Raw genomic sequence first — 25,775 nt, forward strand, 5'->3', positions numbered from 1 at the left:
GTCCGCTCACCCGCCGCCGCGGACGATGTGGCCGTACTTCAGGAGGGCGACGAACACCGTCCCGCCGGCGATGTTGCCGCCGGTCGCGAGCACCATGAACCGGACGTAGTCGAGGAGACCGATGGCCGGACTCGTGAGCATCCCGGTGAACACCTCGACGCTCCCGGCGATGGAGTGAGGGAGGTGGCCCAAGCCGATGGCGACGGTGACGAGCCAGACGAAGAAGACCTGCGAGATGGTCTCCTCGGCGGCGGTCACGAGCCACGACAGCAGGCCCATGAGCCACCCCGCCAGCACCCCGCCCATGAGGAGGACGAGGGGTTCTTTCGCGACCAGCGGCGCGGCGATGTGCGCGAACGCCGACGCTTCGGCGATACCGTAGCGGGGGGCGAGGTAGACGGCGGCCGCACCGAAGAGCAGGCCGCCGACGACGTTGGCGACGTAGACGATGCCCCACAACCGGCCGAGTTGCCGGAGCGACGCCCGGCGGTCGAGGACCGGCAGGACGGCCAGCGTGGTGTGTTCGGTGAACAGTTCGGAGCGACCGAGGATGACGAAGACGAAACCGATGGTGTAGGCGAAGGCGACGGCGATCTCCGTGGCGGGTTCGCCCCAGTGGCCGCCGACGAGCGAGAGGATGACCGCCATGAACAGGGGACCGAAGCCGATGTCCAGTCCGGCGGAGAGTCCCGAGAGGAAGAGTCCGCTCGCCGACCGTTCGAGTTCGTGGAGGCCCTCGCGAATCTGCTGGGCGAGGATGTCCTTGCTGCCTTTCGCGCCTTCACCGCCACCGCTTCCGCTTCCGCCACCGTCGGGGCGGACGCTCGCTCCACCGAATGGGTCGATAGCCTGCGCTCCATCGGAAGACGACGACTCGTCGGACACGCGTACCGAAGTCGACAGTCTCGCCGACGAAAAGCGATTCGGCCGGTCAGACGACACGGCTTAAGGGCCGCGCCGGCTACTGATTCCCAATGAGTTCCAACGCCAAGGGCGACAGGCGAGAACGGGAACTCGTCAACCGTCTCGACGAGGCCGGCTTCGCCGTCATGCGTGCGCCCGCCAGCGGGAGTGCCACCGAGCGCGAACTCCCGGACGTGCTCGCGGGCGACGGCGAGGTCTTCTACGCCATCGAGGCGAAGTCGAGTTCCGGCCGCCCCATCTACCTCGACGGCGAGGAGGTCGAGGCGCTGCTCTTCTTCGCGCAGAACTTCGGCGCCAAACCCCGCGTCGCCGCCCGATTCGACCGGGAGGACTGGTACTTCTTCCACCCGGGCGACCTCTACACGACGGACGGCGGCAACTACCGAGTCAAGAAAGAGACGGCGCTCGCCGAGGGGACCGACTTCGAGGAGTTCGTCGGTGGCACCGCGAAGACCGAACTCGGCGAGTTCGAGGACGAACCCGACGGGGACCCCGACGCGGACCTCCGGAAGGTCCTGAACGCGGTGAAGCAGGGCGCTATCTCCGTCGACGACGCGGTCGAGATGCTTTGACTCCGGCTATCCGACGGTCAGGCGGTCGCGTACGTGAACGTCAGGTCGCCACCGGTCTCGACGGTGACGAGACCGCCGGCGTCGTTTCGTTCGACGGTCCAGAGCCACGTCTCGGTGCGGTTCCCGGCCGTGGCGCGAATCATGTACGGGCCGGTTCCCGGGACCGCGTCCGCGAACGTCGTCGACTCACCCGGCGCGAGGGTCGCGTTCTTTCGGGTGACGGTCTCGTTTCGCTCCGCCACGACGGCCACCTCGACGGTGTACGTCGCGTTCGCCTCGTTACGGACTTCGAGGTCGTGTGGCTCGGCCGGTGGCTGTCCGGTGAGACCGGCACACCCGGCGCTCGCGAGGAGGAGACAGACGGCCAAGGCGGGGAGGACGTGACGCATACCCGAGCTGTCACGTCGGTGTGATAAGTGTCTTCGGGAGGTCCGGCGCGTCAGCGTTCGACGTGTGGACGGCCACGCTGCTCCAGACGGGCGCGCGGGAAGGAGTAGCGCTCGAGTTGCGTCCCGGTGATCTCCTCGGGGTCGACGTCGGCGCGGAGGGGGTACATCACCTCGACGACGACGTCGCGCCCGTCGTAGGCGCGGTTGGTCGGGTGGGCGGCGACGGTGTGGTCCGTTCCGGGGACACGAACCTCGTCGGCGCGTTTGTCGGTGGTCCGCGCGACGACGAGGAGCGTCTCGCGTTCGCGGTCGACGACGAAGTCACCGACGTCGAGGGTGCACTGCTCGCAGTAGGCGGGGCCGGGTTCGTGTTCGGTGGCGTAGACCCGCTTCCCGCAGGTCTCACAGCCCGTCTCCGATTTCCCCGGCGGGGGAACTTCGCCCTCGTTGACCTCGATGGCGACCCGCCGGAGGTGTTTACACCGCGTGTGGCGGTAGCGGTGGTCCGGACAGGTACAGCGCGACCCGGGGAGGTCGACGGTGTAGACGGTGTCCGTCTCGGTCACGACGTCGTAGCAGCCACCGCCGATGGGGACGACCCCCATCCGTTCGGCACGGGCACGGGCAGCACGGCTGTCTGCACCGGCGTGCGGTGCGAGCGAACGCTTCGGGGTGGTGCTGGTGGATTTCGTCGGCACCATGAGAACAGATACGGTCTCACCCCACCTAAACCCCTCAAAACCGCAACGTACTTGGTCGCTGGCGGGTGCTCGCGGCCGACGAGCGAAGAGGTGGGTTTTTACGCACTGCTCGGGAACGGACGGACATGGACGTCGAGCGTGAAACCGTCGTCGAGGCCGCCCTCGCCACGTTCTCGGTGGCCCTGTTCATCGTTATCCTCGCCGTCGCCGGGACGATGGGTGGACCGGGTCTCTCCCAGCAGGGCGCCTACACCGTCGTCGGGGGTATCGTCGCCTTCGTGATCGTCATGAGTGCACTCGGACTCTGGTTGAACCGGTCGGACTGACGCAACTACGCCGCGCCCGTCTTCCGTGCTCGCGGGTCGTGTCACTCCCCGCTCGCTTCTGGAGATTCCTCGCTGCGCTCGGAATCTCCCTCTTCTCGCCAGTCCTCCAACTCCTCCTCGTCGGCGTCTTCGAGTTTCACCTCGTAGTAGGAGAGCGGGTGCGAGATGTTCTCACAGAGGGAGTCGGGGTTCACACAGTCGCCGTAGGACTTCATCGTCGCGCAGGCGGGGGCGGTGTACTCCGTGGGACTCGACTCGCCCTGGATGTGGTCGGTCTGGTAGCGCGTCATCTCCTCGCCGAAGCCGGGGTTCACCTCGTAGATGTCGACGATCTCGTCGGTCGAGAGGCCGATGTTCGCGAGGAAGGCGGTGATGGCGAACCGGGAGTGGTGCGGGAGGTGGTCGCCGCGGCGGACCCGCTCCAGCAGGTTCTTCATGCAGGGCGGGAAGAGGTCCGGGACGACTGTGTCGATGTCTGTCGTGAGGTCGAGTTCGGAGAGGACCGTCTTCACCTCGCCGACCTCCTCGCCGAGTTCGGAGGCGATGGCGTCCGGGACGTTCAGTGGGAGGCCCTCGGCGATTCGCTCCTCGATGGCCTGCTGGACGAGCGTGTCGAGTTCGTAGCCGTCGACCGGTACTTCGCCGTCCGCGAGGGGACGGTTGACCAGTCGCCACTCTTCGCCCCGGACCGACGACGCGAGCAAGAGGTAGGTCGCGACGTCGACGCGGAAGCCGTCGCCGGCCGACCGGACGTGGTCGGCGAGGTCGAACTCCCGGAGGAGGTCTTCGCGCGTGACGGCGTCGGCGTTCCCGACGCTCGCGAACTGCTCGTCGTCGTCCGAGTCCGCCGTGAACCGCTCGGCGGCGGTAGTGGCCTCGGCCTCGGCGTAGCGGCGGACGAGAATGTTCTCGTCGACGAGCGAGACGAGCACGCGGGCGACGGGATAGGAGAGGAGTTCCGTGCGGGGGTCGCGGGCCGGTTCGCCGACCTCGCGTTCGGTCACCGCCTTCGTGACGCGTTCGAGTGCGCGCTCGACGACCGCGTCGTCCTCGGCGACGATGGTCGCGAGGTCCACGCCCGCCTCCTGGACTGCTTGCCGGGCGCTCTGGAGGAACGGATAGCGAGCGTGGCGCCTGTTCATCGTGGGTCGTTGATTGCGCGTGTGCGCCGATAAAGTCCTCGGCTTCGGGGCGGACTGTCGTCCGTTGGCAGCCACCGTCGACCGGAATCCACTACTGTCTCTCGTCCCCACCTCGACCCATGCAACTGCGTTTCGCGCCCGGTGCGACCCGCGCGGCCGCCGCCGCCGCCCTCGTCGGTCTCCCGCTCTTCCCGGTCCTCCCGTGGGTCGGCGTCGCCGTCGCGCTCTTCGGCGGGTTCGTCCTCTGGTTCCACCGCGACCCCGAGCGCACGCCGCCCGAGTCGGGCGTCGTCTCCCCCGCCGACGGCCGCGTCTCCGTAATCCGCGAGGAGGAAGACGACGAGGGGAACGAGCGCGTCCGCGTCGGCGTCTTCATGAACGTCACCGACGTCCACGTCAACCGCGCGCCCCTCGCGGGCACCGTCGAGACCGTCGAACACCGCCCCGGCGCCCACCTGCCGGCGTTCACGAAGGAGTCCGAGCGCAACGAGCGGGTCCGCTTCGACTTCGGCGCGTTCGAAGTCGACCTGATCGCGGGGGCGTTCGCCCGCCGCATCCACCCCTACGCCGCTTCCGGCGAGTCGTTCGAGCGAGGCGAGCGCATCGGCCACGTCTCCTTCGGGAGTCGCGCCGACGTGCTCCTACCGGCCGAGTACACGGTCGAGGACGTGCGGGTGACGGAGAACGAGACGGTGCGGGCGGGCGAGACGGTCGTCGCGGAGCGGTAGTTCAGGCCGGCGTCGACTTACAGGACTGCAAGGAGGAAGCCCACGGCTTTAGCCGTGGGAGTAATCCGACAATCCATTCTACCACGAACGATAGCCAGTCGACTCCCCCACGCTAACACAAAGTGTTATAAAGAATTAGTCTAACCTGTGAATTAGTGATGGGGGTGATTCGCACCGTCAAAGTCAAACTCGATGTACCTACAGAGCGGTGCGACGACCTCCATCAAACGAAACACAATTCCTCCACTGTGCGAACACCACCGCAGAGTGGGCGTGGAGACACCCGAACGACTACTGTGTTACCTCGAAACAGAAAGCCGAGAAAGCCCTCTACGAGCAACTCCGCAACGAGACGGAGTTAACCGCGAACCTCGTTCAGAAAGGGATTCGACGCGCTATCGAGGCCACCAAAAGCGGTGTTACTCGACTCAAAAAGGGCGACAACACGAGTCAACCACACTTCGATTCGTGGAGCGTCGTCTACGACAAGCGAAGTGCGACGTTCTACCGTGACCACGTTTCCCTCTCCACAGTGAACGGTCGCGTCGAGTGCGACTACGTGATCCCCGACGACTCAGAGGGAACGCCGATTGGTGAGTACCTATTGAACGAGGACTACGAGTTTCGCATGTCCACGTTGCAGTACGACTCCTCCTCAGAGTCGTTCTATCTCCACGCACGGATGCGACGAAGCGAAAGTAAAGAACAGTCCACGGCTTCTTCTTCCGATACCAAGCACAGAACAGTCCTTGGTGTTGACCTGAACGTGGACGGCTCGCTCGCTGTGACTTCGACAGGTGCGTTCATCGGAAATTCCGACGAGATGAATCATCGACGCCGAGAGTTCGAGAAGACTCGTGGGTCGATGCAACAGACAGGGACGCGCTCGGCGCACCTATCGATTCAGTCGATGAAAGGCCGTGAACACTGTTGGATGCAGGACGAACTACACCGCGCCTCGAACCAGATTCTCGAAGAAGCTCGAAACCACGGATGCACACATATTGCCTTCGAGAATCTGACCGATATTCGCAAACGGATGGCTGGTGCAAAGCGGTTCCACGCGTGGGCGTTCCGACGCTTGTTCCAGTACGTCGAATACAAGACCGAGCTGTTCGGTATCGAGGTTCAGCAGGTGAGTCCTGCATACACGTCTCAGCGGTGTTCATCGTGTGGGTTCACCCACGAGTCGAACCGGCGGTCGAAGCACCAGTTTGTGTGTCAGAAGTGCAAGTACGAACTGAACGCGGACTACAACGCGAACAAGAATGTTGCTCGTAAACTTCTCAAGAAACTCCACTCGAGGCAGAAGTCTTCGAGTGGAGGCGCACCCTGTCAGTGTGCGCTCACGTCAGGGACGCTGAACCTGAATGGCGATTTCCACGCCTCCGACCCTGTGTCGGCAGAAGGGGAGTCCACTGACAAGCCCACGACTGAAGTCGTGGGTAACTGACGACACGTACTCTCCGTTCGCGGCGTCGAGAAGAGAGAAGACTCGGTTCGAGACCGACGGCGGCCGTCGTCAGTCGCTCTGGATACGCGGTGCCAGCATGAACGTGACCGTTCCCTGACCCTCCGCGATGTCGAAGTGCATCTTGACGGGGAACTCCTCGCCGAGTTCCATGCGGACCTCCGCGTCCTTCGGGATGGCCTTGTTCATGTCCTTGAGGTAGTCGAGGCTGAACAGGGAGTGGGCCGGGCCGACCTCCAGGTCGATGAGGTCCTCGCGGCCGAGTTCGAGGTGGACGTCGTCGGTGTCACCCTCCGCGTCGACGTAGAAGGTCTCCTCGGTCTCGTCGACGCCGAGCGCGATGTGGTCGGAGACCATGTCGGCGGCCTTGACCGCGCGGTGGATGTCCGCACCCTCGACGACGACGTGTGCGGAGAGGTCGAGGTCGGGGAGGTCTGGTTCTTGTCGGATGGAGTCGGGGTCGATGAGCGCCAGCGTGTACTCCAGTCCGTCGATGCGGATGTGGAGTTTGCGCGTCTCCTCGTCGAGTTCGAGGTGGACGAGCTGGCCGGCGTCGGCCATTCCCGCGATATCTTCGAGACGGGAGAGGTTGACCCCGATGAGACCACCGTCGGCCTCGTAGGACTCGAACGCGTCCGCGGAGAGTTCGAGATCGACCATCCCGACGTTCGCCGGGTCGACGGCGCGAATGGCGAGACCGTCTTCGTTGAGGTGGATCTTACACTCGTCCACCAGCACGCTCACGGAGTCGAGCGTGGTCCGGAGCGTGTCGGCGCTCACTATCGCCTTGAACATCTTGTACACGAGTAGGAGTGTGCCGGGTAAAAAGCCATGCGGTACGCGCGCGCGTGTAAGTTAGCCACCGACTCACCCCCAGAACCGTCACGAACCCGCTTAATTCGGGTTAATTCGGGGGAAGACGGGCCGTACGGCCGACCGGGATGAAGTACGTCCGGCCCCTCGTCTCGGGTAGAGCCATGCGCGAAACACTCACCGCACTGACCGCTGTCGCGATGGTCGTCCTCGCCGGCTGTGCCGGCGGCTTCGTCGGCAACGGCGCCGCGAAGACCGGGACCGTCCAGTTCTACGTCAGCGACGAGAAGAACGCCATCGACCAGTTCGAGGACTTGAACGTGACCGTCACGAAGGTCGCGTTCCGTCCCGCGGACACGGGTAACGAGACAGGTAACGAGACCGCGAACGAGTCCGGACTCGTCGTCCGCGACATCAACGACACGCGCGTCGACCTGACCGAACTCCAGGGTGCGAACGCCACCCTCGTCGGGAACGCGAGCGTCCCCGCGGGCAACTACACCGGCGTGTTCGTCCACGTCGAGAACGCCTCGGGCACCCTGAAGGAGTCGGGTGAACGCGTCGACGTGAAGGTCCCGAGTAGCAAACTCCACGTCAACAGCCAGTTCGAAGTCGGCGGCGGCGAGGAGGTCGAGTTCGTCTTCGACATGACCGTCGTCGAGACCGGCAACGGGAAGTACATCCTCAAGCCGGTCGTCAGCGAGTCCGGGACCGACGTCCCCATCGAGAAAGTCGACGGGAAGGCGAAAGACCGCGAGGGTGCCGGTCAGCAGGCCGGTGCCGAGAGTGCCCTGAACGCCTCCTTCGTCGGTGACGTCCAGCAGGGCGAGAACGTGACCGTCGAGGTCACGAAACACGGCGAACCGGTCGCCAACGCCACCGTCACCGTCGACGGCGAGCGGGTCGGCCAGACGGACGCGGACGGTACCATCACGATTCACGTCCCGAGTGACGCCGACCGCGTCGTCGTGAAGGTCCAGACGGGCGACGCCTCGACGACGCTCCGTCACACCTTCCAGAAGGGTGGCGGGCAGGGTGGACAGTCGACGTCCACGACCACGACCGCTAGCGGCTGAGGACCCCCTGACGCCCCTTCTCACCATCCGAAGGGGGTAAAGGGCTGAACGACTTTTCTCTGTGTATGACTGGACGGAAGGACCACTACTACAACAAGTCGAAGCAGGAGGGCTACCGTTCGCGGGCGGCCTACAAGCTCAAGCAGCTCGACCGCGAGGTGGATCTCCTCCCCTCGGGCGCGACGGTCGTCGACCTCGGTGCCGCCCCCGGTGGGTGGCTCCAGGTCGCCGCCGAGGAGGTCGGTCCCCAGGGTCGCGTCGTCGGCGTCGACCTCCAGCGGATCGACTACCTCGACGACGTGAAGACGCCGGTCGAACTCGTCCGCGGCGACATGACCGAGGAGGACACCCGCGACGACATCAAGAAGGCCGCCGGTCCCGGCGGCGTCGACGTCGTCGTCTCCGACATGGCGCCGAACATGTCCGGCGAGTACTCCCTCGACCACGCCCGCTCGGTCCACCTGGCCCGGATGGCCCTGGAGACCGCCGAGGAGATTCTGAAGTCCGGCGGCCACTTCGCGGTCAAGGTCTTCGACGGCCAGGACTTCGAGGACTTCGTGGACGACGTCGAACAGGAGTTCAACTACACCCGCGTCATGAGTCCGGACGCCTCGCGTGACTCCTCTTCCGAACTCTACGTCGTCGGCAAGTCGAAGATCCGCGCCCCCATCCGCGAGGGCGACGTGGTCGACGTCGAGATCGAGGGTGTCGGCGACGAGGGCGACGGGATCGCCAAGGTCGAGGGATACACCCTCTTCGTCCCCGACACCGAGGAAGGCGACATCGTCGAAGTCGAAGTCGACGACGTGAAGCCGAACTTCGGGTTCGCCGAGAAGACCGAGTAGGTCCGCTTCCGCTCGGTCTCGCGTTCGTCTCTTCTCTCCGACTCAGTCCGCCCGACCAGCGACCGCGCCGGTCCCCGTCCGCCGGCCGAGGTAGCCCGTGACGAGGTAGACGAACGGCGTGTCGACGAGTGCGATGAGCAGTTTGAGGACGTACTGGCCGACGACGAGCGAGGCGATTCCCGCCCACGAGGTCACCCGTCCGCCGAGCAGGAGCGGCCCGAAGTGGAAGGCGACGGTGACGAAGATGACCGTGTCGAGCAGTTGACTCGACGCCGTCGAGCCGACGTTGCGGAGCCAGAGGTGCGCTCCCTCGGTCCGCCGACGGAGCGCGTGGAAGACGAGGACGTCCCAGTTCTGGCTCACGACGTAGGCGAGCAGACTCCCGAGGACGATGGTCGTCGAGGAACCGAGGACCGTCGCGAACGTCTCCGCCCCCACGGGCGAGAACGGCGCGGTCGGCGCGTAGATGGTCGACCAGACGAGCACGAGCATCACGAGCGTCATCACGAAGCCGACGTTGACCAGGAGTTGGGCCGGTTTGCGACCGTAGAGTTCCGAGTAGCAGTCGGTCGCGAAGAAGGTGAGCGCGTAGGCCAGCGCGGCGCCCGGCATCACGAGCGTACTCCCGGTCACGGGAATCGCGAACGGCAACTGGAACGCGAGGAGTTTCGACGCCGTCAACTGGGAGGTGACGAGCGCGGTCACGAACAGGCCGATGAGGACGACCCGCCCGAGTTCCATCGGCGTGCCGTGGCCGAGGTCGCCGTCACTTCGCCGGCTCATTTCTCCTCGTCGAGTCGGTCGTGGCGCTCGTCGATCTCGTCGAGTAAGTCCAGCGTCTTCCGGATGGACGCACGGATGGCCTCGCTTCGGTTGACGAACTTCCCACCCTCGCCGACGTGCTCGTCGAGGTCCTCCAGCAACTCGTCGGGCACCTCGACGCTTATCTTGGTCATACCCGAGTATTCTTCGGAGAAGGGTTAAGCGGTTCGTTCCGCACTACGCCGGTCGTTCGCGACGGGAGCCACCACCGCCGCGGCGGCCGCCGAGCGTCGCGACCCACAGCACGCCGAGTCCGATGAGGTAGAAGGTGGCCATCGGGATGGCGACGATGAGCATCGTGTACATACTCTCGGGAGTCACGAGCGCGCCGACGGCGAACGCGCCGAGGACGGTGACGCGCCAGCGCTCGCGCATCGTCCGGTAGTCGACGATGCCGGCGTAGTGGAACAGACACATCGTGATGGGGATGTCGGCGAAGAGACCGATGCCCGCGGTGGTGAGGAACACCAACCAGAGGAAGTTCGAGATGCGGTAGGAGATGATCATGTTCGCCTGGATGGCGTCGTAGACGAGGTAGGAGATGATCGTCGGGGCGACGTAGAGGTAGCCGAGCGCGCTCCCGATAATCAGACCCGCGAACAGTGACCCGCCCCAGAGGAAGGTGACCGAGCGGTCGGCGGTGACGACGCCCTTCTCTTCGAGGGTGGGCCACGCGTAGAAGAGCACCATCGGGAGGATGGCGATGGCGCCGGCGATGGCGGAGATCTTCACCTCGAAGACGAGCGCCTCGACGGGGTGGAGCGTGATGACCTCGAAGGGGATGCCGCCCTCGACGACCTGCGGCGGAAGCTTCGAGAGGAAGTCCTGTTTGAGCATTCCGAGCCCACCACGGTAGAGGAAGGCGAAGACGACGGTCATCACGGCCATGAACGTCCCGACGAGGACGACGGCGCGCGAGCGGAGCGCGCTCACGACGTCGACGATGTCGTAGAAGTAGCCGCCGATGTCCTCCTCGGTGGTCTCGCCCTCGGTGAAGGCGTCGACGGCGCCCGCCGTGCGGTTGGTGACGACGTCGCCGATGCTGCCCCCGCCGGCCGCTTCCTCGCTCTCGCCTTCGCCCTCGGCCGCCTCGCCCGCGGCCGCGGCTCCACCCGCGGCCTCGGCCTCCTCGGCGCGTTCCTGTGCCTCGTCGAAGCGGTCGAGGATGGCCTGGGCCTTCTCGTCGTGGCCCTCCTCCATCGCGTCGTGGGCGAGCGAGAGGGCTTCCTGCTCGTCCATGGCGTCGAAGCGCTCGTCGGGTGCGGCCCGGACGCCGTCGGCGTCGAGCATCTCCAGGTTCAGGTTCTCGGGCTTGGGCGCCTTCCCGCCGTAGAAGTCGTCGGTGACGGCCTCCTCGCGGGCGAACAGCGCGACGAGGACGACGCCGACGAGGAAGAAGAGGACGCCGCCCGCGACGCCGAGGTAGGTAGCGGCCGTCTGCTGGCCGACGCCGAGGAGCGTCTCGACGGGCGGGAGGTACGGGACGTCGTACTTCGCGACGGAGTAGCCCGCGACGCCGCCGACGAGCGCGCCGGCGAGCAGGAGGTTCCACTTGTCGACGAGCGCCGTCGAGAGCGGGACGCGTTCGGTCTTCGCGTGGGTGAGTTCGCCCCGGAGCGCGCCGACGAACCGCGCGACGATCAGGCCGATGCCGTAGAGGGCGATCATCGGCCCGGCGACGAGTGCCATCGAGAAGGGGTCGGGCGACCCGTTGATGACCGAGGCGAGGACGATGATGGCGAGGACGGCGTGCTTCCAGTAGGCGACCCACGTCCGGTAGGTGACGATGCCGCCGAAGGTCAGCGACCCCATGATGAGGGGCATCTGCGCGGCGACCCCGAACGCCAGCGAGAGGATGAAGACGAACTGCGTCCAGTGGACGATGCCGTACTTCGGCGCGAGCGCGGCGTTCCGGGCGTTCTTCACGAGGAAGTCGAACAGCATCGGGAAGAAGAAGACGTAAGCGTAGTAGATGCCGGCGACGAACAGGACGGCCGCGGCGAGACCCACGCCGGCGATCTTCCAGCGCGACACCCGGATGTCGGGGAGGATACCCCGGCGTTCGAGGGGTTCGCGGGCGTAGTAGAGCAGGACGGGGATGGCGAAGACGATGCCCACTCCCAGTCCGATCTTCACCTGCAGGAGGATGACGTCGAACGGCGTCTGGAAGATGATGGGGACGTCGTGGGCGAGCAGGTCGCTCTTGAGTCGATTCCAGACGTACGAGCGCATCGCCACGATGCCGGCGAACAGTCCGACGACGAAGGCGATGAAGACGACCTGGAGGCGTTGCTGGGCGGTCCGGAGCATCACGCCGATGGTCTCGCGGCCCGTGTTGACCGCGCGGGCGGTATCCTCGTCGATCATGCCCGATGAACCGCTCATTCTTGTGTTCGGTAGCCGAGTCGTCGTTATCAATCTTCTTCTCGCGGGACGCCCGCGGCGCGCCGCCGAGGTAAAAAGCCTATAACGTTGCCGTCGCCTACCTTCCCGAGAGAATGGACGACCGACCGGACGAGGAGCCAGACTCCCCCGCGGGGACCGACGACGGCGAGGAGGAACCCGAGGAGTCCGTCGAGCGGGTCGACCCGTTCGCGGGGATGGGCGGTGACGACGAGGAACCGTCCGGGGATGGGGAGTCCGACGCGGACGCCGGGACGGACGCCGACGCTGGCGACGACGGCTCCGCCTCGTCCGAAGAGTCCGACGAATCCGAGGAGTCCGACTACGAACTCGCTCCCGAAGTCTCGCCTGACCTCGACGGCGACGCCGGAGGGCCGGCCGCGCAGGAACCGGTCCAGCCCCCCAGTGGCGACGCCGACTACCGACCCGAGGACGCGACGGACGGCGAGCAGTTCCAACCCGAACCGGTCGAGGACGTCGAAGCCGTCGAGGAACCCGAACCGGTCACCCCCGCGCCCGAGGACGAGTTCGCACCCTCCGGTCCCTCGACCGACGAGGAACTCCCACTGGCCGAACACATCGAGGAGATGGTGTACCGCCTGGCCATCGTCGTCGCCGTCGCGGGCGGCGTGAGCCTCCTCGTCTTCCCCTTCGGTGAGCCGATCATCAACTTCATCTGGAACGGCGTCCTCCCGGCGTCGACCGACGCCCGCCCGCACCTCTACGCGCCGCTCGAACTCGTCATCACGCAGTTCAAGGTTGCGAGTCTCGCGGGCATCATCGTCGCGCTCCCGGTGTTCGTCTACGAGACCTACGTGTTCATGCGGCCCGGTCTCTACCCACACGAGCGACGCTACTACCTCGCGGCCATCCCGACGAGTCTGATCCTCGCGTTCGTCGGCGTCACCTTCGCCTACTTCATCGTCCTCCCGGCGGTGATGAGCTACTTCCTCTACTACTCCGAGTCCGTCGCGCTCTCCGCGCTCGCGCTCGGGTCGACGTTCGACCTCATCCTCCTGCTGATGGGCTACCTCGCGCTCGTCTTCCAGATTCCGCTGTTCATCATGCTCGCAGTGATGATGAACCTCACGACCCGCCAGTGGATGGAGGACCGCCGCCTGCTGTTCTGGGGTGTGTTCCTCGGCGTCGCGTTCCTCTTCAGCCCGGACCCGACGGGCGTCGCGCCCATCATCGTCGCCGCGACGATGGTCGGCCTCTTCGAAGGGACGCTGCTGTTGCTCCGGTGGACGGGCCGGTAGCACGGACCGCGAACGCCCCTTCTTCGTCTCTCTTCCCTTCGCTACTCGTCTGTCGGTGGTGTCGTGTCGAGGTCGTCGCAGTTCGTCGTCGTCCAGATACCGAGTCTCCCGGTCTCGTCGACCCGGATGCCGACCCGCGTACACGGCACGTCACGCTCGTACGACGCCGCGCTGTCGAAGTGACGCGTCGGACCGTCGTCGAGTCGTGCGGTGACGACGAAACGTCCCTGTCGTCGCGGCCAGTCGTTCACGTACCCGGTGCCGTTCTCGACGGTGCCGTCTCCGTCGTACGCCGCGACGTCGTAGCTCTCGCGGTGGACCTGTTCGCCGTCGAGGCGGACGGCCACGTCGACCGTGTGCGCTTCGGCGTGGAGACTGTACACGTGGTAATCCGCGAGCCACGTCTCACCGTGCGGCGGGTCCGTCGCACCGACACCGAGACACCCGGCGCTCCCGACCGTCGGGCCGACGACTCCCGCGAGAACCGTCCGTCTGGAGGGCACGACTGGGTCTATGTATCGCACAGCAAAAACGTTCGCCAGAGCCTCGTCAGTCGCTGGTCGGGTAGTCGGCGTCGAGCATCGCGTCGACGTCCGGTTCCTCTTCTGTCTCCTCTTCGGGGCTGACGCTCCCGGTCTGGTAGCCGTGGAGGTCGAGCGTCACGTGGTCGAAGCCGAGGTCTTCGAGGTGGTCGCGGGCGGCGGCGGCGAAGTCGGGGTCGAGGGCGACGTCGAGTTCCTCGCGGGCGACCTCGATGCGGGCGAGGCCCTCGTGGTCACGGACGCGGAACTGCGAGAAGCCCCACTCGCGGAGGAGCCGTTCGGCTTTCTCGACGCGGGTGAGTTTCTCCTCGGTGACTTCGAGGCCCGTGGGGATACGCGAGGAGAGGCAGGCCATCGAGGGTTTGTCGGCGACGGAGAGTCCGTAGTGGTCGGCGATTTCGCGGACTTCGTCCTTCGCGATGTCGTGGGCGAGTAGCGGCGAGTAGGCGTCGAGTTCGTCGACGGCCTGGAGGCCGGGGCGGTGGCCCTCGCCGGGGTCGGAGGCGTTGGTGCCGTCGCAGACGACGTCGATACCGCGCGCTTCGGCCTCGTCGAACATCGTACCGAGGCGCATCGTCCGGCAGTGGTAACAGCGGTCGCCGTCGTTCTCGACGAACCGCGGGTTGTCGAGTTCGGAGAAGGTGGTCTCGGCGTACTCGATGCCGATCTCCTCGGCGACGCGGCGGGCGTCGTCGAGTTCTTCGGCCGGGAGCGTCTCGCTCCGGGCGGTACACGCCACCGCGTCGTCGCCGAGTGCGTCGTGGGCCAGCGCCGCGACCACCGAGGAGTCGACGCCGCCGGAGAAGGCGACGAGGACGCCGTCCGTGTCCGCGAGCGACGCCTTCGCGGCGTCGACTTTCTCCGCGAGGTCCGCGTCGAGGGTCATAGGACGGGGTTCGGGCCGGACTCCCTTCGGTTTGCCGGTCGGGAGGTTCGGAGCGCGAGATTCGGAGCGAGCGAGCGAGAATCTCGAGAAGGCGAGCGGGAAGGGACCACCCGCGAGCAGAGAGCGTGCTACGCCCTCTCGGCAGGCTTATCCCCTCACGTGACCTCCTGTACTTCGACTTTCTCGTAGGAGAGTCGTGATAGCCATGCAACCAGTAGTCAGTCGTCCATCCCGCCGTGACGTGTTGAAGACCATCGGTGCCGTCGGTGCCCTCTCGCTCACCGGCGTCGGCGCGGCCGCGGCGGCGAAGTCCAGTGAGAAGACGTTCGGCGAGGGCCACGGTATCGGCGCGTTCCTGAACGAGCGGGCGGCCTACAAGCCCTCTCCCGTCTGGAGTAGCGGCGTCGTCGACGCCACCGGGCAGGACACCGTCGAGGTCGTCGTCGGTGCGATGACGAACGTCGAGATGCCTAACGCGCCGTTCGAGGAACTGCCGGTCGCGTTCGCGCCGCAGGCCGTTGCGGTCTCACCCGGGACGACTGTCCGGTGGGTGTGGCCGTCCTACGGGGCCCCTGTCCCGCCGATTCCCCACGACGTGGTCTCGCTCGACGGCGGCGTCGAGAGCCTCGACAGCGAGATGAAGATGCCTGGCGCGGATTACACGTACACGTTCGACGAAGTCGGCACCACCCTCTACTACTGCACGCCCCACGGCGCGCCGTTCCCGGTGCACCCGCACGGCCAACCGCCCGAGGCCCGCATCTACAACGAGTTCGGGATGCGCGGCGCCGTCCTCGTCGTCGAGGACTGAACCCACTCCGTTTCTCAGATATACGCCCCATTTCTGAGATATGGGTCGAATAACTCGAATATCGGCTCCGTTTCTCAGTTATACACGACGTTGTCGAGATATCCGGAGGTGTTTCCGAGATATGGTCTGGCTCGTCTACTTGACGACCAGTCCGGAATCGAGTTCGAGACCCGACAGGCAGAGTTTTTCCGCTAGACCGCATACAGAAACGCCGAATGGACCTCGAACTGGAGGACGTCCCCGGCGTCGGCGAGAAGACGGCCGCCGCGCTGCGGGAACTCGACGACCCCGAGGCGGCGCTCGAACGGGGCGACGTCGCCGCCGTGGCGGCCGCACCCGGCGTCTCCGAGGGGCGGGCCGCCCGTATCGTGCAGGGGGTCGTCCGGCAGCGCCACGACGACCCCGGTGGCTTCCTCGCGACGGACCGCGCCGCCGAACTCTACGACCGCGCGCTCTCGCTCGTCACCGAGTTCGCGGTGACGGACTACGCCGCGAAGCGACTGCGGACCTTCTACCCGAGCGGCGTCGCCTCGCGGGTCGACGAAGCCCAGGAACTCGCGGAGCGTGCCATCGAGAAGGGCGTCGACGAGGCGGCCCGCGAGCACCTCGCCGACGTCGAGGCGCTCTCCCGGCCGTCCGACGTGCGGGTCCGCGACCGCTGTCTCGCGACGACCGACGCGGAGACGTACAGCGCCGCCCGCGACGCCTTCCCCGAACTCTCCGTCGAGGTCGTCGAGGACGCCCGCGACCTCTCGGAACTCGCGCGGGGGTACTCGACCGTCGTCGCGCTGGACGAGGAGTTCGCGGGCGTCGCCGTCGAGGGCGACGTGCAGGTCGAACCGAAGGCGCTGGAGAAGCCGGCCGAAATCGTCCCGGAGCGCGTCCTCTCCTTCTTCGCGGCCAACCGCGACTCGCTGGCGGCGGCCACACGGGTCCACCGCGCGGCGGGGATGGACCCGCCGCTCGACCTCGACACGCTCGAAGACGCCCTCGCGCGTCTGGAGGGTGACGGGAGCGTCGCCGGCGACGAGGAACTCGACCGTCTCGCGAACGCGGCCGACGACCTCGACGCCGTGGCCTCGCAGGCCGAGGACGTCGCCAACGACCGCCTCCGGGAGGCGCTCGCCGAGAAGGACGTCACTATCGAGGGCTCGGACCTGCTCTCGTTGGTCGAACGCGGCGCGGGCGTCGACTCCCTGCTCTCGCGGGAACTCGGCGACGAGTACGCCGAGGCCGTCGCCGCCGCCCGCGAGCACGTCGTCTCCGAACTCGACCTCCGCGAGGGCGAGGCCGACCGCGCCCGCCGGGCGTTCCCCGACGAACCCACCTATCCCGTCGAACGCGACCCGGAGGTCGTCACCCGCCTCCGCGAGGAGTTACAGGCCGAGCGAGACCGCCGCGCCGCCAAGCGCAAGCGAGAACTCGCCGCCGACCTCGCGGACCTCCGGCCCGCGGCCGCCGATCTCGTCCACGCCGCCCTCGAACGCGACGTCGAGTACGCCATCGCCCGCTTCGCCGACGAGTACGACTGCACGCTGCCGACCCGCGAGGGGACCGGTTTCGACATCGAGGCCGGGCGCTCGCCCCTGCTGGACGTCCCCTTCGACGAGGTCGACCCGGTCGACTACGGCGTCGACGGGGTGGCACTCCTCTCGGGTGTGAACTCCGGCGGGAAGACGTCGACGCTCGACCTCGTCGCCGTCGTGACCGTCCTCGCGCACATGGGCATGCCCGTGCCCGCCGAGTCGGCCCGCGTCCCCGCCGTCGAGGAACTCCACTACTACGCGAAGACCCAGGGGACGCTCGACGCGGGCGCCTTCGAGTCCACCCTCCGTGACTTCCGGGACCTGACGGCCGGCGCCGACCGGAAACTCGTCCTCGTCGACGAACTGGAGAGCATCACCGAACCCGGCGCCTCCGCGAAGATCATCGCGGGTATCCTCGAGTCGCTCCACGAGTCGGGCGCCTCCGCGGTGTTCGTCTCCCACCTCGCCGGCGAGATTCGAGAGAACTGCGGGTTCGACGTGACCGTCGACGGCATCCGCGCGCTGGGACTCGAAGACGGCGAACTCGTCGTCGAGCGCTCGCCCGTGAAAGACCACCTCGCCCGCTCGACGCCCGAACTCATCGTCGAGAAACTGGCCGAAGGCGAGGACGGTGCGGCGGGCGAACGCGCGTTCTACGACCGACTGCTGGAGAAGTTCTGACCACTTCCACTCCGCTGCAAACGGGGGAGCTATTCGGACGATTTGGACGTCCTAGCGGACGAATTCCGCGTTTCCGCTGCCCGACTTTTTTGCGTCGGTGCCGAAGGACTAAGTAGTCGGGACGGCGTGGTAGAACCATGGCCGAAGACCCGGAGGAGGGGATGCTCGCGTGGGACGAGTCCATCTTCCGCGACGAGCACGTCTTCGAGATCGACTACGTGCCGGAGGCGTTCCGGCACCGCGAGTCGCAACTGGAGACGCTGAAGTACGGGCTTCGACCGGCGGTCCGCGGTTCCCGGCCGCTGAACGTGATGGTCCGGGGACCGCCCGGCACGGGCAAGACCACCGCCGTCCAGAAACTGTTCGGCGAACTCGGCGGCCAGACCGGCGTCCGCACCGTCCGCGTCAACTGCCAGGTGGACTCGACCCGGTACGCCGTGTTCTCGCGGATCTTCGAGGCCATCTTCGACTACGAACCCCCCGCCTCCGGAATCTCCTTCAAGAAACTGTTCAACCAGGTGGCCGACCGCCTCGTCGAGGAAGACGAGGTGCTGGTGGTCGCCCTCGACGACGTGAACTACCTCTTCTACGAGAACGAGGCCTCGGACGCCCTCTACTCGCTCCTCCGGGCGCACGAGGCCCACCCCGGCGCCAAGGTGGGTGTCGTCGTCGTCTCCTCGGACCTCGACCTCGACGTCATCGAGGAACTCGACGGTCGCGTCCAGTCGGTGTTCCGTCCCGAGGAGGCCTACTTCCCGAAGTACGACCAGACCGAGATTCTCGACATCCTCTCCGACCGCGTCCGCGCCGGCTTCCGCGAGGGGGCCGTCACCGAGGACGTCCTCGAAGACGTCGCCGAGATCACCGCCGAGACCGGCGACCTGCGGGTCGGCATCGACCTCCTGCGCCGGGCCGGACTCCACGCCGAAATGCGGGCCAGTCGACGCGTCGAGTCGGAGGACGTCGAGGCCGTCTCCGAGGAGGCCCGACACATCCACCTCTCGCGACGGCTCCGCGGCCTGAGCGACACCGAGCGGGCACTCGTCGAGACGCTCGCCGACACGGACGCGAAACGCGCCGGCGACGTCTACGAGACCTTCGAGGACCGGACGGGTCTCGGCTACACCCGCTACACGGAGATCGTCAACAAACTCGACCAACTCGGGCTCATCGAGGCCAACTACGAGTCGCTGGACGGGCGCGGGCGCTCGCGGACGCTCTCGCTCGCCCACGACGCCGACGTGATCCGCGACCAACTGTGAAGTACCTCGGGGGCAAGCCCCGAGGCTTCGCCGTCTTGGGGTCGCACCGCACCCGCAGGCGAATTTAATTCCCCTCGACCTCCCCGAAGCGGGTTAGCTGGAATTAACACCCGAACACCTCGATAGTGTCCGTGAGGGTCGGTCGCTCCACCACGACCCGACAACTCCCGTCTCACCGCCGTAGCGGGTTTTGAGAGGAGTCGCATTTCCAAATCCGTATCTCAGCCAGCGTAGGATTAATGTCTTTAACCCGTCTTTGAGGTTGTATTCTGACTGTACTCTCTGCCACGAATCGTGGTTAGTTAAAGATTCATGTCGGCTTCATCTTCGGGGTCAAGTGGTTCGAGAGACGAAGTCTCTCGTCATCACGGAAATCTTCGATTTCCGGACGACCCCGAGGCACTCGCCTCGGTTATCTGTAGAGACCGGATCGGACGGCCCAGTGAGTCGCCTTTTTGTCGGTCGCGGTCGTCGCCGCATCTATGAAGAACGACAGCGGTACGGCGGCACAGAAACGCCGCGCGGGCGAGAGCGCGGCCGCCGAGGTCACCGACGGGATGGTCGTCGGACTCGGCACCGGGAGCACGGCGGCCCACGCCATCGAGGAACTTGGCCGGGCGGTCGACGCCGGACTCGACATCCGTGGAGTGCCGACTTCCTTCCAGTCGCGCCAACTCGCCGTCGAGGCGGGCATCCCGCTCGTCTCCCTCGACGAGGTCGAGGACACGGGCGTCGACCTCGCCATCGACGGGGCCGACCAGTTCGACGCCGCGGGACACCTCATGAAGGGCGGTGGCGCGGCCCACGCCCGCGAGAAGATCGTCGACGCCTCGGCCGACCGCTTCCTCGTGGTCGCGGACCCGAGCAAGGAGTCCGACCCGCTCGACTACCCGGTCCCGCTCGAAGTCCTCCCCGACGCACGGACGCTGGCCGCCGAGCGCGTCCGCGACCTCGGCGGCGATCCCGACCTCCGCGCGGCCGAGCGCAAGGACGGCCCGGTCGTCACGGACAACGGGAACCTCGTCCTCGACTGCGACTTCGGGGCCGTCGAACACCCGGAGGCGCTGGCCGCCGACCTCGCCGACATCCCCGGCTGTGTGGCCCACGGGCTGTTCGTCGGAATGGCCGACGAGATACACGTAGGCACCGCTACGGGCGTCGAGGTACGCTAAAAAATACTGGAGGGGTCGACCTTACAGGTCGCGCGGCTGGACGGTCTTGCGACCGTTCGCCTCGGCACGGCGTGCCGCGTCGTCGAGGAGCTCCTCGACCTCTTCGTCGAGCGCGTCGTAGAAGTCGGACGCGACGTTCTTGTCTTCGAGTGCTTCCTTCACAGCGGCCTTGACGATGAGGTCTGCCATACACCGTGGCCTTTTCCCGCCCACCTTATAAGGCTTCCCATCAAGAGCCGTCAAATCGCCCGTCAGGGGCGACCTGAGGCCGAATCGGTAAATAACTGTTGTGGCAGTTCGAACGTCGACCCATGCGCGAGGTACTCGAAGCTCTCCAGGCAGGTGAGATGAGTGTACAGGAGGCGGAGGCGGCGCTCGCCGGCTACGCGACGACCGAGTCCGGCCGGTTCGACGCCGCACGCGAGACGCGTCGGGGCGTCCCGGAGGCCATCCTCGGCGACGGGAAGACGCCGGACGAGATCGCGGACCTGGCGGCGACGGCCGTCGAGACGACCGGTCGCGCGCTCGTGACGCGGGCCGACGACGCCGACGTCGCGGCCGTCCGCGAGCACCTCTCGGTCGAACACCCCGACGCGACGGTCACCCACCACGAACGTAGCGGCGTCGTCGTCGTCCACGCGCCGGACTTCGAACCGCCCGATATCGACGCCTCCGTGGCGGTCGTCTCCGCGGGGACGAGCGACGCGGTTCCGGTCGGCGAGGCCGCCACCGTCGCCGCGGAGATGGGCGCGGACGTCCAGCGCGTCGAGGACGTCGGCGTCGCCAACATCGACCGGATGCTCGACCGCGTCGAGGACGTTCGTGAGGCCGACGTCGTGATCGTCGCCGCCGGCCGCGAGGGGGCGCTCCCCACCGTCGTCGCGGGCCTCGTCGCCGCGCCGGTCATCGGTCTCCCGGTTGGGACGGGCTACGGTTTCGGTGGCGAGGGCGAGGCCGCGCTCACGGGCCTCCTCCAGTCGTGTACGGTCCTCTCTGTCGTGAACATCGACGCCGGGTTCGTCGCCGGCGCACAGGCGGGACTCGTCGCCCGTGCGGTCGCGGGTGTGGCCGGGGAGTAGCGAGTCCTCCGAATTGTGTCCCTACTGAAGTAACAGATTTGTCGTCTGGGAACGTACTGTGTTGTACAGGCCCACACGGGCCACCCAGACAGATGGCACGCTGCAACCACTGCGGGGCGCACGTCTCCGAACACTTCGCACGGGTGTTCGCCGACGACGACGGTCGCCTCCTCGCCTGTCCGAACTGCGCGGCGAACGCGGGAATCGCCGAAGTGTCGAAACAGCGCGCCCGGGCGACACAGTAGCGTCGCGCGGGACCCGAGGCGAAACGCGAAAGCGCCTCCGTCACCGACTACGGCCGTGAGCGAGCACTACGTCTACGTCCTCGAGTGCGCCGACGGGACGTTCTACACGGGGTACACGACGGACGTGGAGCGCCGCGTCGACGAACACGACGCCGGCGAGGGCGCGAAGTACACCCGCGGGCGGACGCCGGTCGAACTCCGGTACGTCGAGGCCTTCGGGTCGAAGTCGACGGCGATGAGCCGCGAGTACGAGATCAAGCAACTCTCGCGCCGGCAGAAGGAGAAGTTGGTCGAGGAGTAGTTCCCGCGACCGACCCACGGAAGCGAGCGGTCGCTGCCCGGACGGGAACGACCGTCATCACTTTGTCCCGGCCGAGCGACGAGTCGACCATGGACGAAATCGAGTTCGGGACCGACGGGTGGCGCGACACCCTCGACGTGTTCACCGAGCCACGGGTCCGGATGGTCGGGCAGGCCGTGGCCTCCTACCTGGAGGACGAAGGGAAGGGCGGCGAACCGCTCGCGATAGGCTACGACGCCCGCGAGACCTCCCGCGGGTTCGCAGAGGAACTCGCCCACGTGCTCACGTCGAACGGGCACGACGTCTACCTCCCGAAACGGGACTGCCCGACGCCGCTGGTGGCCCACGCCATCGTCGACCGTGACCTCGCCGGTGCGCTCGTCGTGACGGCCTCGCACAACCCACCGGAGTACAACGGCGTGAAGTTCATCCCCGAGGACGGCGCGCCCGCCCTCCCCGAGGTGACCGAGGCCATCGAGGACCGCCTCCAGACGCCCCAGAAGGCCCCCGAGGAGGAGTGGGGCACGACCCACGAGGTGGACTTCGCTGTCCCCCACGAGGAGCACTGTCTGGACTTGCTCGACCACCCGGACCTCTCCGGGTTGACCGTCGTCTACGACGCGATGCACGGCAGCGGGCGCGGCGTCACCGACGCCATCCTCGAAGAAGCGGGCGCAGAGGTGATTCGCGAGCGTTGCGAGCGCGACCCCGACTTCGGCGGGACGCCGCCCGAACCCGACCGGGCGAACCTCCAGGGCCTCGCGCTCGCCGTCGACGAACACGACGCGGACCTCGGCATCGCCAACGACGGCGACGCCGACCGTATCGCCGTCGTCACGCCCGACCGTGGCTACCTCGACGAGAACTTCTTCTTCGCCGCGCTCTACGACTACCTCCTCGAAGACGACTCCGGGCCGGCCGTCCGGACCGTCTCGACGACGTTCCTCATCGACCGCATCGCCGAGGCACACGGTGAGGAGGTACACGAGACGCCGGTCGGCTTCAAGTGGGTCGCCGAGGCGATGGGCGAACACGACGCACTCGTCGGCGGCGAGGAGTCCGGCGGCTTCTCGATGCGGGGGCACGTCCGCGAGAAGGACGGCGTCCTCATGGGTCTCGTCGCCGCGACGATGGCCGCCGAACGCGACATCGACGCCCGCGTCGACGCCCTCCTCGACGAGCACGGCGAGTTCCACCAGGACAAGGTGAGCGTCGACTGCCCGGACGACCGGAAGGCCCACGTCCTCGTCGAACTCGCCGACCGCCTCCCCGACGAGGTGGCCGGGAAGGAGGTCGTACGCGTCAACGAGGCGGACGGCTTCAAGGTCCTCCTCGAAGACGGTTCGTGGCTCCTCGTCCGTCCCTCGGGGACGGAACCGAAGATGCGCGTCTACGCCGAAGCGGGGAGCGAGGACCGCGTCGACGACCTGCTCGACGCCGGCCGCGACCTGGTCGAACCGCTCGTCTGACTGTCTGGCTAGTCGAGGCGTCCGCGGTAGCGTCCGTCCTCCGTCTCCGCGACGTCGAAACCCAGCGCGTCGTAGAACGGCTTGACGTGGGGGTCGAAGTTCGCACTCAGCGGTCGCCAGCGTTCGGCGGCCGTCTCGACCAGTTCGGTGCCGATACCCTGCGCGCGGCGTCGGCGTCGGACCGCCACGGCCTCGACGTGTGCACCCTCCTCACGTGGGACGGCGACGAGTGCGCCGAGAATCCGGCGTTCCTGCTCGGCGACGAGGACCGTCCCCGCGTCGAGCCGTCGCGTCAACAGGTCGTCGTCGACCGCCAGCATCGCGCCGTCGAGTACCTGCCGGACGCCGAGTTCGTCGCGGGAGGTGGCCTCCCTGACCCGGACTGCGCTCATCTATCCGCCGCTGATGAGTCGGAGGACCTTCACGTGGTCCGTCTCGACGGGTTGGTCCTCGGGGACCGGCCGGCCGTCGACCATCACCGACACCTCGTGCGGGGAGAGGTCCACCTCCGAGAGCAGGTCGGCGTAGGTGGTCCCCTCGCCGACGTCGAACTCGTGGTCGTCGCCCCCGACGACCTCCACCGTGACGTGCATGGTGGGGGATAGCCGACTCGCGGCTTTTAGGGTGTCGCTCGCCGCGTTCGCGTTCCGTGAACGCGTCGAAACGACCCATCTCGGGGGCTTTAAGGCCGGCAACCACCTGCCTCTAGGCATGTCTACTACTGCGGGCCGGGACGAGATCTGGGTCGAGAAGTACCGGCCGGAGGCCCTCGAAGACATCGTCGGACACGAGGACATCACCTCCCGTCTGCAGAGTTACGTCGAGCGAAGTGACCTGCCGCACTTGCTCTTTGCAGGGCCAGCGGGCGTGGGGAAAACTGCCGCAAGTGTCAGTATTTCGAAAGAAACGTACGGCGACGACTGGAAGGAGAACTTCTTGGAGTTGAACGCCTCCGACCAGCGTGGGATCGACGTCGTCCGGGACCGCATCAAGAACTTCGCGCGGACCTCCTTCGGTGGCTACGACTACCGCATCATCTTCCTCGACGAGGCCGACGCGCTCACCGACGACGCGCAGTCCGCGCTCCGACGCACGATGGAGCAGTTCTCGGACAACACCCGCTTCATCCTCTCGTGTAACTACTCCTCGCGCATCATCGACCCCATCCAGTCGCGGTGTGCGGTGTTCCGCTTCTCGCCCATCTCGGACGACGCGGTCGCCAAGCGCATCCGCGAAATCGCCGAGAACGAGGGCGTCGGCTACACCGAGGACGGCGTCGACGCGCTGGTCTACGCCGCCGACGGCGACATGCGCAAGGCCATCAACGCCCTGCAGGCCGCCGCCGCCACGGGCGAAGAGGTCGACGAGGAGACGGTCTACGCCATCACCGCGACCGCCCGCCCCGAGGAGATCGAGGAGATGGTCACCAGCGCCACGTCCGGCGACTTCGTCGGCGCGCGCACCCGCCTCGACGAGATGATTACCGAGCGCGGTCTCGCCGGCGGCGACATCATCGACCAACTCCACCGCTCGGTTTGGGAGTTCGACCTCGACGAGGAGGCCGCCGTCCGCCTCATGGACCGCATCGGCGAGGCCGACTACCGCATCTCCGAGGGCGCGAACGAGCAGGTCCAACTCGAAGCCCTCCTCGCCTCCGTCGCGCTGGAGAGCGAGGAGTAGGTCCTCGACAGTCCGTCTTTCGGCGCGTAGAACAGACGCTCGCGGCTGGTGGTGTACGTATAGACGGTCGAACGATTCACGACGTGTTCACCTGTTCTTCTCCGGGCCGGGCGTAACGTCGACTTCACCCTCCGACAGCGCCGTCACCCGCAGCACCCAGTCGCTCGCTCCGAGACCGGTACGGAACTCCGTGTGGACTGGCGACGAACGTCGTCGTCCGACGGCCGCCCGGCAGTCGGTCAACCCCGGAAGTACACCGTCGAATCGCCTCGTCTCGCCGGCCCGAAGCCGGACGTCTTCGAGAAACAGTACTTCGTCAGTCGACGCCGCACTCACGGTCACGTTCAACGTCCGCTCTTTCTCGGCGTCGTTGACGAAGACGACGGGTACGCGACCGGCGACGCGCCGGAGACAGCCGGCGACGACGCCGGTGACGATACTCCCACCGACCCCGAGCAACTGTCGTCTGGAGGGCACGTCGTGGATGTCGAACGACCGCACGAAGTAGCTTCCGTCGCCAGTCACGTCCGAGCGTCCGCGGACCGAGTGGCTCGAAGAGCCCGGCAGGTCCGCGGTTCACTCGCGCGACGTAAGGAGCGCGAGGCCGACGAACGACCATCGGGAGTGAGGAGTGCTTTTTCACCACGTTT

The 25,775-nt window shown here is 66.8% G+C and carries 29 protein-coding genes and 1 pseudogene; 16 read left to right on the plus strand and 14 right to left on the minus strand.

Translation table 11 applies throughout. From position 1 onward, the window contains the following. Nucleotides 1–6: 6 nt before the first annotated feature. On the minus strand, nt 7–759 hold the full coding sequence (locus P0Y33_RS13350) for a formate/nitrite transporter family protein (RefSeq protein WP_279530119.1): 753 nt from the start codon (nt 757–759) through the stop codon (nt 7–9). Nucleotides 760–974: 215 nt separating this feature from the next. Here P0Y33_RS13350 and hjc point away from each other — a divergent pair, with 215 nt between their 5' ends. Next, nucleotides 975–1,496: a Holliday junction resolvase Hjc gene (hjc, locus tag P0Y33_RS13355; protein ID WP_279527890.1), complete on the plus strand. Its 522-nt coding sequence runs from the start codon at nt 975–977 to the stop codon at nt 1,494–1,496. A gap of 17 nt (nt 1,497–1,513) precedes the next feature. On the opposite strand, the gene P0Y33_RS13360 is transcribed toward hjc, so the two are convergent. After that, on the minus strand, nt 1,514–1,885 hold the full coding sequence (locus P0Y33_RS13360) for a hypothetical protein (protein ID WP_279527891.1): 372 nt from the start codon (nt 1,883–1,885) through the stop codon (nt 1,514–1,516). A gap of 50 nt (nt 1,886–1,935) precedes the next feature. Continuing rightward, nucleotides 1,936–2,586: an SWIM zinc finger family protein gene (locus tag P0Y33_RS13365; protein WP_279527892.1), complete on the minus strand. Its 651-nt coding sequence runs from the start codon at nt 2,584–2,586 to the stop codon at nt 1,936–1,938. Nucleotides 2,587–2,711: 125 nt separating this feature from the next. Between P0Y33_RS13365 and P0Y33_RS13370 the strand changes: the two genes are divergently transcribed. Beyond that, nucleotides 2,712–2,912, plus strand: a complete 201-nt coding sequence (locus P0Y33_RS13370; RefSeq protein ID WP_279527893.1) for a DUF7472 family protein — start codon at nt 2,712–2,714, stop codon at nt 2,910–2,912. A gap of 41 nt (nt 2,913–2,953) precedes the next feature. Here P0Y33_RS13370 and priL read toward each other — a convergent pair whose 3' ends face one another. Then, nucleotides 2,954–4,054 (minus strand): DNA primase regulatory subunit PriL, encoded by a 1,101-nt coding sequence (priL, locus tag P0Y33_RS13375; RefSeq protein ID WP_279527894.1) that lies wholly within the window; start codon nt 4,052–4,054, stop codon nt 2,954–2,956. Between the two features lie 125 nt (nt 4,055–4,179). On the opposite strand from priL, the gene P0Y33_RS13380 reads away from it, so the two are divergent. Both P0Y33_RS13380 and P0Y33_RS13385 read left to right on the plus strand, forming a co-directional pair. Further along, nucleotides 4,180–4,782: a protein sorting system archaetidylserine decarboxylase gene (locus P0Y33_RS13380; RefSeq protein WP_382268780.1), complete on the plus strand. Its 603-nt coding sequence runs from the start codon at nt 4,180–4,182 to the stop codon at nt 4,780–4,782. Nucleotides 4,783–4,940: 158 nt separating this feature from the next. Continuing rightward, nucleotides 4,941–6,235: pseudogene (locus P0Y33_RS13385) on the plus strand (RNA-guided endonuclease InsQ/TnpB family protein). A 69-nt stretch (nt 6,236–6,304) separates the two neighbouring features. On the opposite strand, the gene P0Y33_RS13390 reads toward P0Y33_RS13385, so the two are convergent. Further along, nucleotides 6,305–7,048: a DNA polymerase sliding clamp gene (locus tag P0Y33_RS13390; RefSeq protein ID WP_279527896.1), complete on the minus strand. Its 744-nt coding sequence runs from the start codon at nt 7,046–7,048 to the stop codon at nt 6,305–6,307. Nucleotides 7,049–7,230: 182 nt separating this feature from the next. On the opposite strand from P0Y33_RS13390, the gene P0Y33_RS13395 reads away from it, so the two are divergent. Both P0Y33_RS13395 and P0Y33_RS13400 read left to right on the plus strand, forming a co-directional pair. Further along, nucleotides 7,231–8,142: a DUF4382 domain-containing protein gene (locus P0Y33_RS13395; RefSeq protein WP_279527897.1), complete on the plus strand. Its 912-nt coding sequence runs from the start codon at nt 7,231–7,233 to the stop codon at nt 8,140–8,142. Between the two features lie 65 nt (nt 8,143–8,207). Continuing rightward, nucleotides 8,208–8,987: a 23S rRNA (uridine(2552)-2'-O)-methyltransferase gene (locus P0Y33_RS13400; protein WP_279527898.1), complete on the plus strand. Its 780-nt coding sequence runs from the start codon at nt 8,208–8,210 to the stop codon at nt 8,985–8,987. Between the two features lie 42 nt (nt 8,988–9,029). Here P0Y33_RS13400 and P0Y33_RS13405 read toward each other — a convergent pair whose 3' ends face one another. The 3 genes from P0Y33_RS13405 to tatC are packed head-to-tail and all read right to left on the minus strand — an operon-like array spanning nt 9,030 to nt 12,194. Continuing rightward, nucleotides 9,030–9,770: a queuosine precursor transporter gene (locus P0Y33_RS13405; RefSeq protein ID WP_279527899.1), complete on the minus strand. Its 741-nt coding sequence runs from the start codon at nt 9,768–9,770 to the stop codon at nt 9,030–9,032. Continuing rightward, a complete protein-coding gene (locus P0Y33_RS13410; protein WP_279527900.1) occupies nt 9,767–9,943 on the minus strand; it encodes a ribbon-helix-helix domain-containing protein in 177 nt (58 codons plus the stop codon). The genes P0Y33_RS13405 and P0Y33_RS13410 overlap by 4 nt, the downstream gene beginning before the upstream one ends. 43 nt (nt 9,944–9,986) lie before the next feature. After that, nucleotides 9,987–12,194 carry a twin-arginine translocase subunit TatC gene (gene tatC / locus P0Y33_RS13415; RefSeq protein ID WP_279527901.1) on the minus strand — a complete coding sequence of 736 codons (2,208 nt, stop codon included), beginning with the start codon at nt 12,192–12,194 and terminating at the stop codon, nt 9,987–9,989. 113 nt (nt 12,195–12,307) lie between these two features. Here tatC and P0Y33_RS13420 point away from each other — a divergent pair, with 113 nt between their 5' ends. Further along, nucleotides 12,308–13,471, plus strand: coding sequence for a twin-arginine translocase subunit TatC (locus P0Y33_RS13420; RefSeq protein ID WP_279527902.1), 1,164 nt, complete (start codon nt 12,308–12,310; stop codon nt 13,469–13,471). 41 nt (nt 13,472–13,512) lie between these two features. Here the strand turns inward: P0Y33_RS13420 and P0Y33_RS13425 are convergent, their stop codons facing one another. Then, the gene (locus P0Y33_RS13425) at nt 13,513–13,974 is read right to left on the minus strand and encodes a hypothetical protein (protein ID WP_279527903.1); all 462 of its coding nucleotides are present in this window, start codon (nt 13,972–13,974) and stop codon (nt 13,513–13,515) included. A gap of 46 nt (nt 13,975–14,020) precedes the next feature. Next, nucleotides 14,021–14,899, minus strand: a complete 879-nt coding sequence (gene larE, locus P0Y33_RS13430) for an ATP-dependent sacrificial sulfur transferase LarE (RefSeq protein WP_279527904.1) — start codon at nt 14,897–14,899, stop codon at nt 14,021–14,023. 205 nt (nt 14,900–15,104) lie between these two features. Between larE and P0Y33_RS13435 the strand changes: the two genes are divergently transcribed. The 4 genes from P0Y33_RS13435 to rpiA all read left to right on the plus strand — a co-directional run bounded on the left by P0Y33_RS13435 (nt 15,105) and on the right by rpiA (nt 20,351). Beyond that, the gene (locus P0Y33_RS13435; RefSeq protein ID WP_279527905.1) at nt 15,105–15,710 is read left to right on the plus strand and encodes a plastocyanin/azurin family copper-binding protein; all 606 of its coding nucleotides are present in this window, start codon (nt 15,105–15,107) and stop codon (nt 15,708–15,710) included. A 215-nt stretch (nt 15,711–15,925) separates the two neighbouring features. Then, entirely contained in the window at nt 15,926–17,917 is a 1,992-nt protein-coding gene (locus P0Y33_RS13440) for a MutS-related protein (RefSeq protein ID WP_279527906.1), read from the plus strand. Between the two features lie 137 nt (nt 17,918–18,054). Next, nucleotides 18,055–19,179, plus strand: a complete 1,125-nt coding sequence (locus P0Y33_RS13445; protein WP_279527907.1) for an ORC1-type DNA replication protein — start codon at nt 18,055–18,057, stop codon at nt 19,177–19,179. 482 nt (nt 19,180–19,661) lie between these two features. Next, entirely contained in the window at nt 19,662–20,351 is a 690-nt protein-coding gene (gene rpiA, locus P0Y33_RS13450) for a ribose-5-phosphate isomerase RpiA (protein ID WP_279527908.1), read from the plus strand. Between the two features lie 21 nt (nt 20,352–20,372). Here the strand turns inward: rpiA and P0Y33_RS13455 are convergent, their stop codons facing one another. After that, nucleotides 20,373–20,540 carry a DUF1931 family protein gene (locus P0Y33_RS13455; protein WP_279527909.1) on the minus strand — a complete coding sequence of 56 codons (168 nt, stop codon included), beginning with the start codon at nt 20,538–20,540 and terminating at the stop codon, nt 20,373–20,375. A gap of 122 nt (nt 20,541–20,662) precedes the next feature. Here P0Y33_RS13455 and larB point away from each other — a divergent pair, with 122 nt between their 5' ends. The 4 genes from larB (at nt 20,663) to P0Y33_RS13475 (ending at nt 23,445) form a co-directional block, all read left to right on the plus strand. Beyond that, nucleotides 20,663–21,430, plus strand: coding sequence for a nickel pincer cofactor biosynthesis protein LarB (gene larB / locus P0Y33_RS13460; protein ID WP_279527910.1), 768 nt, complete (start codon nt 20,663–20,665; stop codon nt 21,428–21,430). 92 nt (nt 21,431–21,522) lie between these two features. Then, nucleotides 21,523–21,675 (plus strand): DUF7563 family protein, encoded by a 153-nt coding sequence (locus P0Y33_RS13465; RefSeq protein ID WP_279527911.1) that lies wholly within the window; start codon nt 21,523–21,525, stop codon nt 21,673–21,675. 55 nt (nt 21,676–21,730) lie between these two features. After that, on the plus strand, nt 21,731–21,976 hold the full coding sequence (locus tag P0Y33_RS13470) for a GIY-YIG nuclease family protein (RefSeq protein ID WP_279527912.1): 246 nt from the start codon (nt 21,731–21,733) through the stop codon (nt 21,974–21,976). Nucleotides 21,977–22,065: 89 nt separating this feature from the next. Then, entirely contained in the window at nt 22,066–23,445 is a 1,380-nt protein-coding gene (locus P0Y33_RS13475; protein ID WP_279527913.1) for a phosphoglucomutase/phosphomannomutase family protein, read from the plus strand. Between the two features lie 8 nt (nt 23,446–23,453). Here P0Y33_RS13475 and P0Y33_RS13480 read toward each other — a convergent pair whose 3' ends face one another. Further along, nucleotides 23,454–23,837 carry a GNAT family N-acetyltransferase gene (locus tag P0Y33_RS13480; protein WP_279527914.1) on the minus strand — a complete coding sequence of 128 codons (384 nt, stop codon included), beginning with the start codon at nt 23,835–23,837 and terminating at the stop codon, nt 23,454–23,456. Then, nucleotides 23,838–24,038 (minus strand): ubiquitin-like small modifier protein SAMP2, encoded by a 201-nt coding sequence (gene samp2 / locus P0Y33_RS13485; protein WP_279527915.1) that lies wholly within the window; start codon nt 24,036–24,038, stop codon nt 23,838–23,840. It abuts the gene before it with no gap. Nucleotides 24,039–24,156: 118 nt separating this feature from the next. On the opposite strand from samp2, the gene P0Y33_RS13490 reads away from it, so the two are divergent. Beyond that, a complete protein-coding gene (locus tag P0Y33_RS13490; RefSeq protein WP_279527916.1) occupies nt 24,157–25,125 on the plus strand; it encodes a replication factor C small subunit in 969 nt (322 codons plus the stop codon). Nucleotides 25,126–25,212: 87 nt separating this feature from the next. Here P0Y33_RS13490 and P0Y33_RS13495 read toward each other — a convergent pair whose 3' ends face one another. Then, nucleotides 25,213–25,650 carry a hypothetical protein gene (locus P0Y33_RS13495; protein WP_279527917.1) on the minus strand — a complete coding sequence of 146 codons (438 nt, stop codon included), beginning with the start codon at nt 25,648–25,650 and terminating at the stop codon, nt 25,213–25,215. Between the last annotated feature and the right edge of the window lie 125 nt (nt 25,651–25,775).

This window comes from Halospeciosus flavus, assembly GCF_029814175.1.
Lineage (GTDB): Archaea > Halobacteriota > Halobacteria > Halobacteriales > Halobacteriaceae > Halospeciosus > Halospeciosus flavus.

Bases quoted from the DNA above. Each gene is read 5' to 3' on its own strand.
- hjc (WP_279527890.1), top strand. From the start codon at position 975: ATGAGTTCCAACGCCAAGGGCGACAGGCGAGAACGGGAACTCGTCAAC.
- P0Y33_RS13360 (WP_279527891.1), bottom strand. From the start codon at position 1,885: ATGCGTCACGTCCTCCCCGCCTTGGCCGTCTGTCTCCTCCTCGCGAGC.
- P0Y33_RS13365 (WP_279527892.1), bottom strand. From the start codon at position 2,586: ATGGTGCCGACGAAATCCACCAGCACCACCCCGAAGCGTTCGCTCGCA.
- P0Y33_RS13370 (WP_279527893.1), top strand. From the start codon at position 2,712: ATGGACGTCGAGCGTGAAACCGTCGTCGAGGCCGCCCTCGCCACGTTC.
- priL (WP_279527894.1), bottom strand. From the start codon at position 4,054: ATGAACAGGCGCCACGCTCGCTATCCGTTCCTCCAGAGCGCCCGGCAA.
- P0Y33_RS13390 (WP_279527896.1), bottom strand. From the start codon at position 7,048: ATGTTCAAGGCGATAGTGAGCGCCGACACGCTCCGGACCACGCTCGAC.
- P0Y33_RS13395 (WP_279527897.1), top strand. From the start codon at position 7,231: ATGCGCGAAACACTCACCGCACTGACCGCTGTCGCGATGGTCGTCCTC.
- P0Y33_RS13400 (WP_279527898.1), top strand. From the start codon at position 8,208: ATGACTGGACGGAAGGACCACTACTACAACAAGTCGAAGCAGGAGGGC.
- P0Y33_RS13405 (WP_279527899.1), bottom strand. From the start codon at position 9,770: ATGAGCCGGCGAAGTGACGGCGACCTCGGCCACGGCACGCCGATGGAA.
- P0Y33_RS13410 (WP_279527900.1), bottom strand. From the start codon at position 9,943: ATGACCAAGATAAGCGTCGAGGTGCCCGACGAGTTGCTGGAGGACCTC.
- tatC (WP_279527901.1), bottom strand. From the start codon at position 12,194: ATGAGCGGTTCATCGGGCATGATCGACGAGGATACCGCCCGCGCGGTC.
- P0Y33_RS13420 (WP_279527902.1), top strand. From the start codon at position 12,308: ATGGACGACCGACCGGACGAGGAGCCAGACTCCCCCGCGGGGACCGAC.
- larE (WP_279527904.1), bottom strand. From the start codon at position 14,899: ATGACCCTCGACGCGGACCTCGCGGAGAAAGTCGACGCCGCGAAGGCG.
- P0Y33_RS13435 (WP_279527905.1), top strand. From the start codon at position 15,105: ATGCAACCAGTAGTCAGTCGTCCATCCCGCCGTGACGTGTTGAAGACC.
- P0Y33_RS13440 (WP_279527906.1), top strand. From the start codon at position 15,926: ATGGACCTCGAACTGGAGGACGTCCCCGGCGTCGGCGAGAAGACGGCC.
- P0Y33_RS13445 (WP_279527907.1), top strand. From the start codon at position 18,055: ATGGCCGAAGACCCGGAGGAGGGGATGCTCGCGTGGGACGAGTCCATC.
- rpiA (WP_279527908.1), top strand. From the start codon at position 19,662: ATGAAGAACGACAGCGGTACGGCGGCACAGAAACGCCGCGCGGGCGAG.
- P0Y33_RS13455 (WP_279527909.1), bottom strand. From the start codon at position 20,540: ATGGCAGACCTCATCGTCAAGGCCGCTGTGAAGGAAGCACTCGAAGAC.
- larB (WP_279527910.1), top strand. From the start codon at position 20,663: ATGCGCGAGGTACTCGAAGCTCTCCAGGCAGGTGAGATGAGTGTACAG.
- P0Y33_RS13465 (WP_279527911.1), top strand. From the start codon at position 21,523: ATGGCACGCTGCAACCACTGCGGGGCGCACGTCTCCGAACACTTCGCA.
- P0Y33_RS13475 (WP_279527913.1), top strand. From the start codon at position 22,066: ATGGACGAAATCGAGTTCGGGACCGACGGGTGGCGCGACACCCTCGAC.
- P0Y33_RS13480 (WP_279527914.1), bottom strand. From the start codon at position 23,837: ATGAGCGCAGTCCGGGTCAGGGAGGCCACCTCCCGCGACGAACTCGGC.
- samp2 (WP_279527915.1), bottom strand. From the start codon at position 24,038: ATGCACGTCACGGTGGAGGTCGTCGGGGGCGACGACCACGAGTTCGAC.
- P0Y33_RS13490 (WP_279527916.1), top strand. From the start codon at position 24,157: ATGTCTACTACTGCGGGCCGGGACGAGATCTGGGTCGAGAAGTACCGG.